Origin of the sequence: Polaribacter pacificus (assembly GCF_038024035.1) — a bacterium.
GTDB lineage: Bacteria > Bacteroidota > Bacteroidia > Flavobacteriales > Flavobacteriaceae > Polaribacter > Polaribacter pacificus.
Genome location: NZ_CP150664.1, coordinates 699755 through 716794 on the forward strand (window position 1 = coordinate 699755; position 17040 = coordinate 716794).

The window sequence follows — 17040 nt, forward strand, 5'->3', positions numbered from 1 at the left end:
ATAAAAAGTATCTGTATTTTTGTTGTATGCAATTTAAATTAGAATCTAAATTCAAACCCACCGGCGATCAACCTGCTGCCATTAAGCAGCTTACCGATGGTATTTTAAGTGGAGAGAAGCATCAAACTTTACTGGGTGTTACTGGTTCTGGTAAAACATTTACAATTGCCAATGTAGTTGAAAAAATAGACAAACCTACCCTTGTTTTAGCACACAACAAAACACTTGCAGCTCAATTGTATTCAGAGTTTAAGCAGTTTTTTCCAAACAATGCCGTCGAGTATTTTGTGTCGTATTACGACTACTATCAACCCGAGGCTTACATTCCCGTATCGGGAACTTATATAGAAAAAGATCTCTCTATTAATGATGACATAGAGCGATTGAGGATAAGCACCTCATCTTCCTTGCTTTCTGGAAGAAAAGATGTCTTGGTAGTTGCATCCGTTTCTTGTTTATACGGGATAGGGAACCCGGTTGAATTCAAAAAAAATGTCATCCCTATTGCCGTTGACCAACAAATTTCTCGAACTAAATTTTTACACCAATTGGTCACTAGCTTATACGCGAGAACCGAAGTAGAAATAAAGAGTGGGACTTTTAAAGTAAAAGGCGATGTAGTAACCATTTATCCATCTTATGGAGATCATGGCTATCGAGTTCACTTTTTTGGAGATGAGATAGAAGAAATTGAATCTTTTGATATGGAAAGCAATCAAATTCTTGAACGTTTTAAGGAATTGACCATCTATCCAGCAAATTTGTTTGTAACTTCTCCAGATGTCCTTCAAAACGCAATACACCAGATTCAAGAGGATATGGTAAAACAGGTGAATTATTTTAAAGAAATTGGAAAACACTTAGAAGCGAAACGCTTAAAGGAACGAACCGAATTTGATTTAGAAATGATTCGGGAACTGGGCTATTGTTCTGGAATTGAAAATTACTCTCGTTATTTGGACGGTCGACAAGCTGGCACAAGACCTTTTTGTCTCTTGGATTATTTTCCGGATGATTATTTAATGATTATCGATGAGAGTCATGTAACCATCCCACAGACTCACGCCATGTATGGAGGAGATAGAAGCAGAAAAGAAAACTTGGTAGAATACGGGTTTCGATTGCCTGCCGCCATGGACAACCGCCCTTTAAAATTTGAAGAGTTTGAAGCCATACAAAATCAAGTAATTTATGTGAGTGCAACACCTGCTGATTACGAACTACAGCAAACGGATGGTGTCTTTGTAGAACAGGTCATTAGGCCTACAGGCTTGTTAGATCCCATTATTGAGGTTCGTCCTAGCGAGAATCAGATAGATGATTTGATTGAAGAAATACAAATTCGAGTTGAAAAAGATGAGCGAACATTAGTAACAACATTAACCAAAAGAATGGCAGAAGAGTTGGCTAAGTACCTAACCCGAATACAAATTCGCTGTCGATACATCCACTCTGACGTTGATACTTTAGAGCGGGTTCAGATTATGCAAGACTTAAGAACTGGACTGTTTGATGTGCTGATTGGCGTTAACCTACTTAGAGAAGGTCTTGACTTGCCTGAGGTGTCGCTTGTCGCGATCTTAGACGCAGACAAAGAAGGTTTTCTGCGATCTCACCGCTCTTTAACACAAACCATCGGTAGAGCTGCTAGAAATGTCAATGGGCTTGCTATCTTATATGCTGACAAGATCACCAACAGTATGAAACTGACCATAGACGAAACAGATAGAAGGAGAAAAAAACAAGAAGATTACAATACCAAACACAACATCACTCCTACGCAGATTAAAAAAAGCATAGACAATACCCTCTCTAAAAACGCGGTTTCTTCATATCATTATGACAATGCTATCCAAAAAGCAGCTGAGCAGGATTTGGAATATTTGCCAAAATCAGAAATAGAAAAAAGAATTCGAGAAACCCGAAAACAAATGGAACAGGCTGCCAAAGCTTTAGATTTTCTTGCAGCTGCCAAATTTAGAGATGAAATTGAAGCGCTTAAAAAGCATCTATAACTTTATTTATGCCCCCAAGGCGCACCTGGATTCTCCACTTCTTTTGTGAGATCAAATTTTACCGTAAACAAACGATCACTTCCAATTCTACGCAAGTTATACGTAAAACTTGTTTTATTTAAGGTTACCCACCACACATTTTGAGCAGCATACGAAATTAGATTCGCTGTTTCTTGGTCTGCTGGAAAATATTGAATGTTTGCAGCACCCGTATTAGGACTAAGTCCACCGTATTGAGTTATTTTATCTTCACTACCATCTTGATGTCTATGATCGTGTTTTAATCGGATTAATTTCTCTGGAGTCAGAGTAAAAACCCAGGTTCTAGATTTGTCTTCTCCTACAAAAAAAGGGATTTTAATGGTTGTGCCTTCACATGAACGCACATGCATCACTAGTTTTTCTCCTACAAAACCATCCCCTTCTTTACCTCCAGCAGTAATTACACCTTCATAAGATTTTCCACAATGGGTCTTTAATGTATTCCAAAACTGTACAGATCCAGGCAACTCTTGAGCAATCAGTTGCAGTGGAAATAAGATTAAAACAAGAATTTTTCTCATGTTGAAATTTTAAAATTTATAAAAAGCAATATAAGCCTATTTACAAGAATACAAGCAACAAAAAAAACGCCTCACAATGTGAGGCGTCTATTATATTTATATGTCCTAAAAACTTACAAAGCTAGTACTTCTTGTACTTTATCTGCTGCTTCTTGGAATTCTGTAGCTGAAATAATTTTCATACCACTATTATCTATCAATTCTTTAGCTTCTTTAGCATTGGTTCCTTGTAGTCTACAAATAATAGGAACAGTAATTTTGTCTCCCATACTTACATAAGCATCTACAACACCTTGAGCAACACGATCACAACGAACGATTCCTCCAAAAATATTTACTAAAATAGCTTTTACATTTGGATCTTTTAAGATGATTCCAAAGGCTGTTTCAACACGCTTTGCATCAGCAGTACCTCCAACATCTAAAAAGTTTGCAGGCTCTCCTCCAGCTTGTTTAATTAAATCCATAGTTCCCATCGCTAATCCAGCTCCGTTTACCATACATCCAACATTTCCATCCAAATCTACATAGTTTAAACCAGCAGCTTTTGCCTCTACTTCGATTGGATTCTCCTCACGTAAGTCACGCATTTGAGCGTAATCTTTATGGCGATATAATGCATTTTCATCTAAAGTTACTTTAGCATCAACAGCTAAAATTTTAGAATCAGACGTTTTTAATACAGGATTGATTTCAAACAAAGAAGAATCAGACTTTACGTAAGCAGTATATAAGTTGGTAACAAATTTTACCATTTCTTTCATTGCTGTACCTGACAAACCTAAGTTAAAAGCAACTTTACGTGCCTGAAAAGGCATGATTCCTAATAAAGGATCAATTTCTTCAGTAAAAATTAAATGCGGAGTTTCTTCTGCAACAGTTTCAATGTCCATTCCACCTTCAGTAGAATACATGATCATGTTTTTACCCGTGTTTCTGTTTAATAAAACAGACATATAATATTCTTCTGGCTCTGAATCTCCAGGATAATATACGTCTTCACAGATTAATACTTGGTTTACCTTTTTCCCTTCTGCAGAAGTTTGAGGTGTTACCAACATCATTCCAATAATATCGTTAGAGATGCTTTCTACTTCAGCTAAGTTTTTTGCCAACTTAACTCCACCACCTTTACCACGACCACCAGCGTGAACCTGTGCTTTAACCACATACCAGCTTGTACCAGTCTCAACGGTTAGTTGTTTTGCTGCATCAACAGCTTCTTTATGACTCCCGGCAACAATTCCGCGTTGGATTCTTACGCCAAAGCTGCTCAAAATTTCTTTTCCTTGATATTCGTGTAAATTCATTTTTTGAATGTTTTTTAACGATTACAAAAGTACAAATTCAAATTCGAAAATAAGACCACTTTTATTAAAAACCTTTATATTTTTTGTGATTCAAAAAAATTAATAAATCTTTGTTTAGAATTAACAAGAATTTATGATTTTCGCAAAATAATCATAGATATTTTTACATATTAATATTGTAGCGAACCAAAAACCATGACCAAACCCTTCTTTTTCGCATTAATTGCGCTCTTTACTGTAGTACAATCACATGCGCAAATCAACAAAAACAGAAAAAAACTCACCACGAATAGATCCATCCATAAAGCTCCAAGAATAGACGGTCTTCTTACAGACAAAGCATGGGACGATGCAGAAGTCGCGAAGGATTTTATCATGAATAGTCCTGTAAACGGGAAAGCGGAACCAAAAACACATAAAACAGAAGTAAAAATCATCTACGATGATGAAGCTATTTACGTTAGTGCTTTAATGTATGACGACGATCCAAGTGCTATCGCCATGGAATTCACTGATCGTGATGATTTTGGTCAAACAGATTTTTTCTTAGTGACCATTAACCCTAATGATGACGGACAAAACCCTTTTCAATTTGTCGTGATGAGCACGGGCTCACAAGCAGATGCAAAAGTTTCTGAGGGAAATGAAGATTACAACTGGAGTGCTGTTTGGGAAAGTGCGGTAAAGGTTCATGACAAAGGATGGTCCGCAGAACTAAAAATTCCTTATAGTGCGCTTCGTTTTGCCAATAGAGAAGTACAATCTTGGGGGATTAATTTTCAAAGAAAAGTGATTCGACAAAACGCTCAATACTCTTGGAACTTTATCAGCAACCAAGAAGGTTCATGGACTCAATACGATGGCTTAGTAGAAGGACTTAGAGATATTAAACCTCCTACGAGGTTGAGCTTTTTTCCTTACGCATCAACGACAATGTCTAATTATGGTGGCAATACAAACTTTAGCAACAGCCTAGGTTTAGATATTAAATATGGAATTACAGAAAACTTTACTTTAGATGCGACTTTAATTCCTGACTTTGGACAAACCGCCTTTGACAATGTAACCTTAAACTTAGGGCCATTTGAACAGCAGTTTAACGAGCAACGACAATTTTTTACTGAAGGAACAGAACTTTTTGGTAAAGGAAACCTATTCTACTCCAGAAGAATTGGAGACAGAGCATCAATTAGCAAGGGACGCGTTCTAAATGGCTTAAATGCAAACGAAGAATTAGTTGATTATCCAAATAAGGTTCAGATGCTAAATGCAATTAAAATATCTGGAAGAACTAAGAATGGTTTGGGAATCGGTTTTTTTAATGCCTTTACAGAAAAAGCATCAGCAAGTATTCGCAATACAACTACAGATGAATTAACTCAAAAAACGGTTGAGCCATTTACCAATTACAATGTTTTTGTTTTGGATCAACAATTTAATCAAAACTCAGCCATCACCTTAATTAACACAAACGTAACAAGAGTTGGAGATGATTTTAGAGATGGAAATGTTACCGGTCTGTTATATCATGTAAGAACCAAAGACAGCAAATATTTTATTGATGGCTCTATTAAAACTAGTTCTATTAAAAATGATGGACCAGCAACCACAGGTTATAGCTTTGACACAAGCATCGCTAAAGCTGCTGGAAATTGGCAAGCTGAAGTTGGCTATTACTATCTAGACAACAAGTTTAATATTAATGATTTAGGTTTTCAAAACAGAAACAATGCTCAAACCCTTTATGGAGAAGCATCATATCAAATTCTAAAACCGACCAAGCATTTTAATCAAATGCGCTACACCTTTAAATACAATGTCAATTATTTACACAACCCTGGAAAATATACGGGCAATACAGTCTCATTAAGCTCGTTTTTTCAAACAGTTGAACGTTTTGGCTTTGGAGCTAGTTTAAACTCTAATTTAGGAACACAATACGATTATTTTGCTGCTTTTCAGCCAGTTGAAGCAAATCGCGTATTCAACCAGCCCGGATCCATTAATTTTAACCCTTGGGTTTCATCAGATTACAGAAATAAATTTGCTTATGATGTTCGGGTAAATAAAACTTGGTATCTAGACCACCAAAAGGACAGCTACAATTACATGTTATCACCTAGATATCGCTTTAACAAACAATTTACATTAATTTACAATTATCAATATAGTAAAACCACTAATGATCAAGGCTATGTTGATAAAATTGGAAACGATATTATTTTTGGTCAGCGTGATCGTAGATCTTACAATAACTCATTAACAGGAAAATACAATTTTAGCATCAAATCTTCTTTGTCGTTAACTTTTAGACATTATTGGGAGACAGCAGAGTATCAGAATCAATATTATAGATTACAAAATGATGGTGGGCTAGCAGCAACCAACTATAATGGAACTTCTAATGTAAACTTTAACAGCTGGAACTTTGATCTAAATTATACTTGGCAATTTGCCCCAGGTAGCCAACTGATTGCTTTGTACAGAAACACCATACAACCAAGCACAAACTTTGCTCCAGCCGACTTAAACTTTTCTGACAATTTAGACCTATTATTGCAAGAAAAATCCCAACACCTATTCTCTTTAAGATTGGTGTATTTTGTAGATTACAACAATCTAAAAAACATCTTTTAGTTAGTAAAACCAACTTTTTTATCAAAAAGCTCAATGTTTTCATTGAGCTTTTTTTTGCCTCCCTACAACCTCTCTCAAATACTTGTTTTACAACCATTTACGATAAGCATTAAACCTTTATACTAGTGTTTTAAAAGTGGCTTTTTAGTTTTTTTTCTCTAAAAGTGTGACGTTTTAATTTTTATACAGTCTTTACCTTATATAATCAATACAATTAAAATGTACACACGTTCACTTACACTATTTTTATGCTTGTTTGTTTTTCAGTTTACACAAGCTCAGCTAAAACTTGATCGAAAAAAAATTAGGGCAAAAAGAACTACCACAGCCCCAAAAATTGATGGAAAACTAGATGATGCCGCTTGGAAAGGTGCTGAAAAGGCAACTGATTTTATTGTCTTTAGACCTGAAAATGGAGAAAAGGTAGCCTCAGATTATCAAACAATCGTAAAAATTATATACAATAATGATGCAGTTTATATTTCTGCTATGATGCATGATCCTAATCCTGATCAAATCCCGATGGAGTTTGCCACTAGAGATAACTTTAGCCAGGCTGATTTCTTTTTAGTAACCATCAATCCAAACGATGATGGTCAAAACCCTTTTGAATTTGTGGTACAAAGCACAGGTAATCAAGCAGATTCTAAAGTATCTAACGGTAATGAAGATTTTAACTGGAGTGCCGTATGGGAAAGCGCTGTAGTGACCAACGATAAAGGATGGTCCGTAGAAATGAAGATACCTTATAGTGCTTTGCGTTTTGCCAACCAACCAATTCAACACTGGGGCTTTAATTTTCATCGAAGATTAGAAAGACTCAATGAGCAACATACCTGGACACATATAGACAATTCTATTGGTCGATGGACTCAGCACGATGGATTGGTAGAAGACTTTAAAAACATCAAACCTCCTACTCGCTTAGAGTTTTACCCTTATGCTTCTTCTGCAGCAAATACCTATAAGGGAAATACAGATTACGATTGGAGTATTGGTATGGATGTAAAATATGGGCTTTCAGAAAATTTTACGCTAGATGCAACACTGATTCCTGATTTTAGCCAAGCTGGTTTTGATAATGTAGAATTAAACTTAGGTCCTTTTGAACAACAATTTTCTGAACAACGTCAATTTTTTACAGAAGGAACAGAATTGTTTAACAAAGGAAACTTATTCTACTCTAGAAGAATTGGGAGCAATCCAATAGATCAATTTGATGTTTATAGTCAGCTAAACCCAAACGAGGAAGTAATTGATTACCCAGAAAAAGTAACCATGCTTAATGCAATTAAAGTTTCTGGAAGAACTAAAAACGGTTTGGGGATCGGTGTTTTTAACGCCATTACTAACAAAACAGAAGCAACCATAAGAGACAATAACACAGGAGAGACCAGAAAAGCAGTAACCAGTCCATTTTCTAATTACAATATTTTAGTATTAGACAAACAGTTTAATCAAAACTCTGCCATCACCTTGATCAACACAAATGTAACAAGATCTGGAGATTTTAGAGATGCAAATACTACGGGGTTATTATGGCATTTAGAGACCAAAGACAGTAAATACAATGTTGATGGTTCTGTAAAAATGAGTACTATTTTTGACGATGTCAACAACCCAAATACAGGTTATACATTTGATACTAGCTTTGGGAAAAACTCTGGAAGATGGAGCTGGGAAATCGGTTATAATTTTGAAGACAAAAATTTTAACCCAAATGATATGGGGATCTTGTTTAGCAATAATGAGCAGCAAATCTATGGAAGCGCAGGATTTAGAACTCTAAAACCTGAAGGAATTTTTAACAACTATAGTTTTAATTTTTACAACAACCTTCTCTACCAACATCATTCTGGAGTATATACAGGTTATGAAGCAGGATTAAACTTTAATGCACAAACTAAAAAAAGACTGAGTTTTGAAGGGAATTTAAATTACGGTTCAGAAAACAAAGATTTCTTCGAACCAAGACAAGGTAGCACCAGTGGTGTGTACTTTTTAAGACCTCAGCGACTAAATGTAAACGCTTGGGTAGGGACCAACTCTCAAAAAAGACTTAGAGTATCTGCTGACATATATTACACAGGATACAGCAACGACCCTAAGAGTAGTTTCGGTTTTGGAATTAGTCCAAAATATCGATTTAACAATCAATTGTCTTTACAATATGACTTTAACTATAATAAAACATTAGCTGATAGAGGCTATGTTGATCAAATTGGTAGCGCAGTTATTCTTGGAGAGCGAAATAGAAAAAGCTATGTAAATTCTTTGTCTGGAAAATACAGCTTTAGTACAAAATCATCCTTATCCTTGACTTTTAGACACTATTGGAGCTCAGTTGACTACAATAACAACTACTATCAATTAAATAGCAATGGAGGCCTATCACCTACAGCCTACAACAACGGAAGTGATGTAAATTTTAACAATTGGAATTTAGACATCAACTATATTTGGCAGTTTGCTCCTGGAAGTCAACTTATTGCATTGTATAGAAATTCTATTTTCAATCAAAACAACAATGCCAATTTAGACTTCTTTGAAAATATTGACGACCTTTTTAATCAACCAAATCAGCATCTATTTTCTTTGCGATTTGTTTACTATATCGATTATAATAAAATTAAGAAAATGTTCTAAACCTATAATTTAGGACTAAAAGAGACCTTGAAGCCGAAAGCTTCAAGGTCTTTGCTTTTTATATAACATATTTTTAATACTTTCGTTCTACTTAAAAAAGCATTATGATCATCGCAAAAAATATTCATAAATATTTTGGAAAGGTAGAAGTACTGAAAGGTGTAAACCTTCATATCAAATCTGGAGAAATAATATCAATCGTTGGGCCTTCTGGCGCAGGAAAAACAACATTATTACAGATTCTTGGTACCCTAGATAGCCCTGAAAAAGGGATTGATTATGAGCTACAGATTAACAATACAACCTTAAAAAATATTTCTGATAAAGAACTCTCCGTTTTCAGGAACCAAAACATTGGGTTTATTTTTCAATTTCATCAATTGCTTCCAGAGTTTACGGCTCTTGAAAATGTATGCATCCCTGCATTTATAGCAAAAAAAGACAAAAAGGAAACAGAATCAAAAGCAAAAGAAATCTTAGAGTTCTTAGGCTTATCCCACCGGATCCACCACAAACCCAACGAGCTTTCTGGAGGAGAACAACAGCGAGTTGCCGTGGCAAGAGCCTTGATAAATGATCCAGCGGTAATCTTAGCTGATGAGCCTAGTGGAAATTTAGATTCAGAATCTGCAAAAAACTTGCATGAATTGTTTTTTAAACTTCGAGATCAATTTGGGCAAACATTCGTATTAGTAACTCACAATGAAGAACTTGCCGACATGGCAGACAGAAAATTAGTAATGAAAGATGGCATCATCAGCTAGCCTAAAAACACATATTGAACTCAAAGATTTTCTAGATGAGAAAGTTGTCCTATACAACAATCCTAAATTTATAGAATCAGACCCTATACAAATACCACATCAATTTTCATTAAAAGAAGATGTCGAAATTTCTGGCTTCCTAACAGCAACTATAGCTTGGGGAAACAGAAAGATGATTATCAACAATGCAAAAAAGATGATGCTTTTGATGGATGAATCACCGTATGACTTTGTTTTAAACCATACAGAAGAAGATTTAAAAGCATTTGACAGCTTTGTACACAGAACATTTAACGCAGTAGATCTGCGTTTTTTTATAAGTGCACTACAACAGATATACAAGCAAGATGGAGGGCTTGAATCAGCACTTAAACCGAGGCAAGCTGAAGCTAGCTACCAACAAAGCATCTCACGGTTTAAATCAGTGTTTTTTAAGCATCAACACCCACAACGTACAGAAAAACACATCTCTGACCCCTTAAAAAATTCTGCAGCTAAACGTATCAACATGTTTTTACGCTGGATGGTCAGGAAAGATCAGGTTGGTGTAGATTTTGGTCTCTGGAAATCACACAACTCTTCTTTGCTTTCATGTCCTCTTGATGTACATTCTGGAAATGTAGCAAGAAAACTAGCCCTGTTAAAGCGTAAACAAAATGATTGGAAAGCAGTCTCAGAATTAGATTTGGCACTGAGAAGAATGGATTCAAAAGATCCAGTAAAATATGATTTTGCACTATTTGGCTTAGGAGTTTTTGAGAAATTTTAGGTTTAAAAAAAGTGATAAACTTTGAGTATCTTTGATTTTATATATTTAATAAATGCAATTTAAGCAACCAGAAATTTTATACTTTTTACTGTTCTTACTAGTGCCTATTTTAGTGCACTTATTTCAGTTGCAAAAGTTAAAAAAAACACCTTTTAGCAACGTTGCTTTTCTACAAAAAATAAGCCTTAAAAACCGCAAGAGTTCCAAGCTAAAAAAGTGGTTGATTTTAACTGCTAGATTGCTTGTGTTTTCCGGTTTAATTTTTGCTTTTTCTCAACCGTATTTTAGTGATGAAATTCACTCGAAAAAGCAACATACTTTTATCTATTTAGACAATTCATTAAGCACAAGTGCCAAAGGAAAAAAAGGAGAATTATTAGCTGTTGCTATACAAGAAATTATAGAAAATAGTTTTGAAAATGTAAGTTATAGCTTACTAACAAATACAGATTTTTATGAAAATCTTAGCGCTGAAGAACTCAAAAAAACATTACTTTTAACAAAAACAAGTGGAAAAGAATCAGATTTAAACGCTGTTTTACTTCAAATAAATTTACATTTCTTAAGTAAAATAAAAACTTTAAATAACTATGTTTTAATATCTGATTTTCAAATAAATAATAAAAATACAGAAATAGATTTTACAAATGTAACACCCCCTATTTCACTTATCAAGCTGCAACCTGAGCAAAATTACAACCTCTCCATCGACAGTCTTTACATCGAACCTAAAGACAATACTGATTTTGACATCTACGCAGTGATAAAAAATCAAGGCGCAGCAAAAGAGAATATTTCAATTGCCGTTTTCAACTCAGAAAATCCAATTGCAAAACAAACTTTTTCTATCGCTCAAAACGAAACAAAAACACTCCACTTCCCCATCCAAAACAACCCAAATTTTAAAGGAAATATTCAGCTTGAAAATGACGATGTTTTTCATTTTGACAATCGCTTATTTTTTAGCCTTCATCCACAGCAAAAAATCAACGTTTTAAGCATCGGAAAAACAGCTACATTTACAACAAGAATCTTTAATAAAGAAGCCTATAATTTTAGCAGCACTTCTGTTACAAATATCAACTATGCAATTGCCGAAAATCAAAACCTTATCATCTTAAATGAACTACAAGAAATTCCAAATTCACTTACTGACTTTCTAAGTGGTTTTACAAAAAACGGAGGTACAATTGCCATCATTCCAAATGCATTTCTAAACCTCAATTCATACAATCAATTATTATCAAAATTAAAAGCAGGATTTATTCAACCTCTAGCTAGGGACAGTTTACAAATTACGGCCATCAATTACAATCATCCTTTCTTTACAGGTGTTTTTGAAAAATCAATCCAAAACTTCCAATACCCATACGCAAGTTTCAACTATTGGGTAAAAACTTCAAAACAAAACAAATTACTCAGCTTGGAAAATGAACAGTCCTTTTTAAGCAGCTTTAACCTCAACAACTCCAATTTCTATTGGTTCTCCTCTCCACTAGATCCAGCTTACAGCAACTTTACCTATTCTCCACTAGTGGTGCCTGTATTTTATAATATCGCAAAGTTCAGCTTAAACAAACCTATCTCCTACTATACCATTGGAGCACAAAACAACATAGAAATCCCTACCCGAATTTCAAAAGATCAGGTACTGAGCATAGAAGGAGTAGAACAATCTTTTATCCCGCTGCAGCAAAGCTACACGAACAAAGTTAACCTACAGATAGGAGATCAACTTAGTCAAGCCGGAATTTACCAAGTTAAAAACGAGGGCAACAGTATTCAAAGCATTGCTTTTAACTATAGCAATACAGAAAGTTCGCTCCGCTTTTTAGACCTAAACAACCTAAGCAAAGAAAACTCCAAGCTAAACACAGCCAACTCTATCAAAGAACTTTTGTATGAAAATCACAAAAAAAATGAAGTTACTTGGCTTTGGAAATGGTTTTTAGCGTTAGCTATTGTATCTTTGTTCTTTGAAATTTTGATTTTAAAACTCTTCAAACCATGAGTACGCTTCTTAAATCAGCTACTATAATTGATGAAACGAGCCCGTTTCACAATCTACAAAAAGACATATTGATCCAAAAAGGACAAATTATAGCCATCGAGAATCACATCGAAGAAAAAAAAGATTACCAAGTAATCTCTTTAGACAATCTTCATGTTTCAACTGGATGGTTTGACAGCAGTGTTTGCTTTGGAGAACCGGGTTTCGAAGAGCGAGAAACCATAACTAACGGGTTAAACACCGCTGCCAAAAGCGGTTTCACAGCAGTAGCTGTAAATCCAAATACACAACCTGTTATTGACAATAAATCTGCTGTAGAGTTTTTAAAAAACAAAGCAAAAGACCATGCAACTAAGCTATACCCTATCGCCGCTTTAAGTCAAGGCTGCCAAGGTGTAGAACTCTCAGAGATGTATGACTTACAACAGTCTGGAGCTATTGCTTATGGAGATTACAACAAGCCAATCAACAACGATAATCTAATGAAGATTGCGCTTTTATATGCGCAAAATTTTAATGGACTTGTGTTGAGTTTCCCTAAAAATAATGCAATTGCTGGAGAAGGTATTGCCAACGAAGGCGTAAACAGCACCAAATTAGGGCTAAAAGGCATCCCTGCTTTTGCAGAACACCTACAAATAGCTCGAGATTTATGTATATTAGAATACACTGGCGGACGTTTACACATTCCTACAATTAGCTCTGCTAAATCTGTATCATTAATCAAAGATGCAAAGAAAAAAGGGCTTCAAATTACCTGTAGTGTTAGCGCACATCACTTAACGCTCACTGATGATGAACTTATCGGTTTTGACGGAAATACAAAAGTAAACCCTCCCTTAAGAACACAAGCAGATTGCAAAGCGCTGGTCAAAGGAGTTAAAGAAGGTGTTATTGATGCAATTACCTCTGATCACAATCCTATTGATATCGAAAATAAAAAAGTAGAATTTAGCGCTGCTACAGACGGAACCATTGGACTGGAAAGTCTTTTTGGTAGTGTAAACAAGATACTGCCTTTAGACAAAACAATTGCCTGTCTAACAACCCAGGCAAAAGATATATTTAACATCCCAAAAAGCACTATAGCTGTAAATGAAATTGCAGACTTAACACTCTTTAATCCAGAGAAACTTAGCATCTTCACAAAAGAACAAATTTACTCTAGTTCAAAAAATAGTGTTTTCTTAGGGAAAAAACTCAAAGGAAGTGCGTATGGAATCTACGCTAATCATCAACTTATTCTGAATCAATAAAAGCTTATGAAATCCGAATTAAACTACGAGGTTCGTCAACCAAAAATTAAAAGTGAAAACCCGCCTTTACTAATCTTACTTCACGGCTACGGAAGCAATGAAATGGATTTGTTTTCATTTGCATACAGCCTACCTGAAGAGCTTCTTATTGTTAGCGCACAAGGCCCATATGAATATGGATATGGAGTTAATGGATGGTATGACATTGCTCTTAGTGATGATGGTAAAAAAACATCAAACTTAAAACAAGCTAATTCTTCTTTAAAAAAAATAAATAATTTTATAGATTACCTTACACGTACCTATCATGCAAATCCAAACAAAATTTTCTTACTTGGTTTTAGTCAAGGTGCAATATTAAGTTATGCTTATAGCTTTTTACACCCAAACAAAGTGCAGCATGTAATTGGCTTAAGTGGTTATATTGACACCCACTTATTACCAAAAAAGGATTTAATAGATGGAGAAATAAAAACAGATTATTATGTTTCTCATGGAGCTGTTGATCAGGTAATCCCTATTGAATTAGCCAGAAAAACACCTGTATTTTTAAATCAACACAACTTAAAACACAGCTATACTGAATACCCTGTTGGACATGCGGTTGCACCACAAAATTTTTCTAGTTTTAGAGATTGGATTGCAGAAAGACTTTAAACTTTTTTATTAAAAATAACTAGTCCCAGATTAAAGTTAGACTTCTATACGCAAACCATCATAGGCTAAATGCACATTTTTTGGCAGTGTTCTCTCTACCTCAGCATGAAACCCTAACTTATGACTGATATGAGTAAAATAGGCTACTTCTGGAGCTAATTCTGAGACAAAATCTAAGGCCTCTTGCAGATTGAAATGCGTTGGATGCTCTTCTATTCGGAGTGCATTTATCACTAAGACTTTTAACCCCTTTAACTTTTGCTTCTCTTCTTTAGAAACATGTTTAACATCCGTTAAATATGCGAAATCTTGAAATCTGTAACAAGTTACAGGCAATCTTCCATGTAGCACTTCAATCGGAACAACCGTTAAGCCATTCAAATCAAAAGGATCTTTATCAACGATATTTACAGCTACCTTAGGCGCTCCTGGATATCGATCTTTTACATCAAAAACATAAGAAAATCGTTGTTCTAAACTCTTAAAGGTACGCTCATTTAAAAAGACAGGCACCTCACCTAATTGATAACTAAAAGGTCTTAGATCATCAAACCCAGCGGTATGATCAGCATGCTCATGCGTAAACAAAACACCATTAATATGCTGAACATGCTCACGCAGCATTTGCTGTCTAAAATCTGGCCCGCAATCAACCACAAAAACATTGTCATCCCAAGAAACAAGGACCGAAGAACGCAAACGCTTATCTTTAGAGTCTTTTGATAAACACACGGGATGATTACTCGCTATCATTGGAACTCCTTGTGAAGTTCCTGTTCCTAAAAAAGTAATTTTCATAGACAAAAATAATACAAATCTATATGACAAAAATACGTTAAAATTTAAGTAGGCAGGTCGATTTTTAGTACATTTGTTTCTGTAAATTTATATTATCTATATCATTACCTATTTATCAATGGCAGTAAACTTAAAAGGAGATCAAAAAATAAATTCGGTACCTACAACCAAGAGTAAAGCTTTGCGTGTTAATTTAAACGCAAATATTTATGGAACCTTTGCAGAAATTGGAGCTGGTCAAGAAACCGTTCGTAATTTTTTTAGAGCTGGTGGTGCCTCTGGTACTATAGCAAAAGCCATGAGTGCTTATGACAAAGATTTCTCTGATGCCATTTACGGTGAAGAACCAGACAATAGATATGTAACAGAGTCTCGATTAAAAAAGATGCTTCGTCATGAAATGGAGTTGATGGAAGAGCGCTTAAGCCGAACCAAACATCCAGATAAGTTATTTTTTAGTTATGCAAATACTGTTGCTACTATAAATTTTAGCAAAAAATTTAAAGGTCATGGTTGGGTTGGTTTTCGATTTCAATTAGATCCACTTGAGGATTATAATGAAATTGTTTTGCATTTGCGCTTTAAAGAAACCGATGCTCGATTACAACAAGAAACATTAGGTGTACTTGGTGTAAATCTTATCTATGGTGCTTTCTATATGAATGACAACCCAAAAGATTTGGTTAAATCATTTTACGATAACTTAGATAAAGATCAGCTAGAAATTGATATGATTAATTTTTCTGGCCCTCGTTTTATGTACGTTGACAACCGTTTAATGAGTTTACAGTTAGTGAAAAACGGAATGACCAACGCTGTAATGTTTGATGCTAACGGAAACAACCTATTACCAGCACAAGTTTTATACAAAAAGAATATCTTGGCCTTACGTGGCAGTTTTAGACCTGTTACCAAGGTAAATATGGACATGTACGAAAAGTCCAAAGCCTTATTTTTTAAAGAAAACAAGGTTGACCCAAAGACCACTCAAATAATTTTTGAAATCACCCTATCAAATCTTCGAGCAGAAGGAGAAATAAATGAACGAGATTTCTTAGATAGAGCAGAACTTCTTTGCTCCTTAGGTCAGAAAGTAATGATTACCAACTTTCAAGAATACTACAAATTAGTGGAGTATTTTAGCGAGTTTACCAAAGAGCGCATGGCATTAGCCATGGGCGTATACAATTTGATTCAGATTTTTGATGAAAAGTATTACCGCAATGTAAGCGGGGGTATTTTAGAAGCTTTCGGGAAGATGTTTTACAGAGACCTTAAGGTATACATGTATCCTTATAAAGAAAAAGAAACTGGAGACTACATTACTAGCGACAACTTAAAAGTACATCCAAGGATGAAAGAATTATACAAATTCTTTAAACACAATGGAAAACTAGTAGACATTACAGATTTTGATCCAGAGATTCTTCATATTTTCTCTAGGAGAGTATTAAAAATGATTACCGAAGGTGAAACTGGCTGGGAAGAAATGCTGCCTAAAGGGATCGCTGAAATCATTAAAAAAGATCGACTTTTTGGATATTCTAAAAGAAAAATGCTAAAAAAATAATTTTCGGCTTAAACTTTTTCACATCCAAACCGTCTAACTAAAAA

General features: G+C 34.9%; 12 protein-coding genes. 9 read left to right on the forward strand and 3 right to left on the reverse strand.

The features are described 5' to 3' along the window. The first annotated feature begins 26 nt into the window (after positions 1 to 26). Positions 27 to 2015, forward strand: coding sequence for an excinuclease ABC subunit UvrB (gene uvrB, locus WHC90_RS03155; RefSeq protein ID WP_188599451.1), 1989 nt, complete (start codon positions 27 to 29; stop codon positions 2013 to 2015). Positions 2016 to 2017: 2 nt separating this feature from the next. Here the strand turns inward: uvrB and WHC90_RS03160 are convergent, their stop codons facing one another. Beyond that, a complete protein-coding gene (locus WHC90_RS03160) occupies positions 2018 to 2578 on the reverse strand; it encodes a hypothetical protein (RefSeq protein ID WP_188599450.1) in 561 nt (186 codons plus the stop codon). 113 nt (positions 2579 to 2691) lie between these two features. Further along, a complete protein-coding gene (sucC, locus tag WHC90_RS03165; RefSeq protein WP_188599449.1) occupies positions 2692 to 3888 on the reverse strand; it encodes an ADP-forming succinate--CoA ligase subunit beta in 1197 nt (398 codons plus the stop codon). A gap of 195 nt (positions 3889 to 4083) precedes the next feature. Between sucC and WHC90_RS03170 the strand changes: the two genes are divergently transcribed. The 7 genes from WHC90_RS03170 to WHC90_RS03200 all read left to right on the forward strand — a co-directional run bounded on the left by WHC90_RS03170 (position 4084) and on the right by WHC90_RS03200 (position 14628). Next, positions 4084 to 6525, forward strand: coding sequence for a DUF5916 domain-containing protein (locus WHC90_RS03170; RefSeq protein ID WP_188599448.1), 2442 nt, complete (start codon positions 4084 to 4086; stop codon positions 6523 to 6525). Positions 6526 to 6744: 219 nt separating this feature from the next. After that, entirely contained in the window at positions 6745 to 9171 is a 2427-nt protein-coding gene (locus tag WHC90_RS03175; RefSeq protein ID WP_188599447.1) for a DUF5916 domain-containing protein, read from the forward strand. A gap of 104 nt (positions 9172 to 9275) precedes the next feature. Next, the gene (locus WHC90_RS03180) at positions 9276 to 9935 is read left to right on the forward strand and encodes an ABC transporter ATP-binding protein (protein WP_188599446.1); all 660 of its coding nucleotides are present in this window, start codon (positions 9276 to 9278) and stop codon (positions 9933 to 9935) included. Then, positions 9919 to 10704, forward strand: coding sequence for a TIGR02757 family protein (locus WHC90_RS03185; protein ID WP_188599445.1), 786 nt, complete (start codon positions 9919 to 9921; stop codon positions 10702 to 10704). The genes WHC90_RS03180 and WHC90_RS03185 overlap by 17 nt, the downstream gene beginning before the upstream one ends. A 52-nt stretch (positions 10705 to 10756) precedes the next feature. After that, the gene (locus tag WHC90_RS03190) at positions 10757 to 12715 is read left to right on the forward strand and encodes a BatA domain-containing protein (protein ID WP_188599444.1); all 1959 of its coding nucleotides are present in this window, start codon (positions 10757 to 10759) and stop codon (positions 12713 to 12715) included. Continuing rightward, on the forward strand, positions 12712 to 13971 hold the full coding sequence (locus WHC90_RS03195; RefSeq protein ID WP_188599443.1) for a dihydroorotase: 1260 nt from the start codon (positions 12712 to 12714) through the stop codon (positions 13969 to 13971). Before WHC90_RS03190 ends, WHC90_RS03195 begins: the two co-directional genes overlap by 4 nt. A 6-nt stretch (positions 13972 to 13977) precedes the next feature. Further along, a complete protein-coding gene (locus WHC90_RS03200; RefSeq protein WP_188599442.1) occupies positions 13978 to 14628 on the forward strand; it encodes an alpha/beta hydrolase in 651 nt (216 codons plus the stop codon). A 36-nt stretch (positions 14629 to 14664) separates the two neighbouring features. On the opposite strand, the gene WHC90_RS03205 is transcribed toward WHC90_RS03200, so the two are convergent. After that, complete coding sequence (locus tag WHC90_RS03205) at positions 14665 to 15426, reverse strand: MBL fold metallo-hydrolase (RefSeq protein ID WP_188599441.1); 762 nt, start codon at positions 15424 to 15426, stop codon at positions 14665 to 14667. A 118-nt stretch (positions 15427 to 15544) separates the two neighbouring features. On the opposite strand from WHC90_RS03205, the gene WHC90_RS03210 reads away from it, so the two are divergent. Continuing rightward, a complete protein-coding gene (locus WHC90_RS03210; RefSeq protein ID WP_188599440.1) occupies positions 15545 to 16996 on the forward strand; it encodes a TonB-dependent receptor in 1452 nt (483 codons plus the stop codon). Positions 16997 to 17040 lie beyond the last annotated feature (44 nt).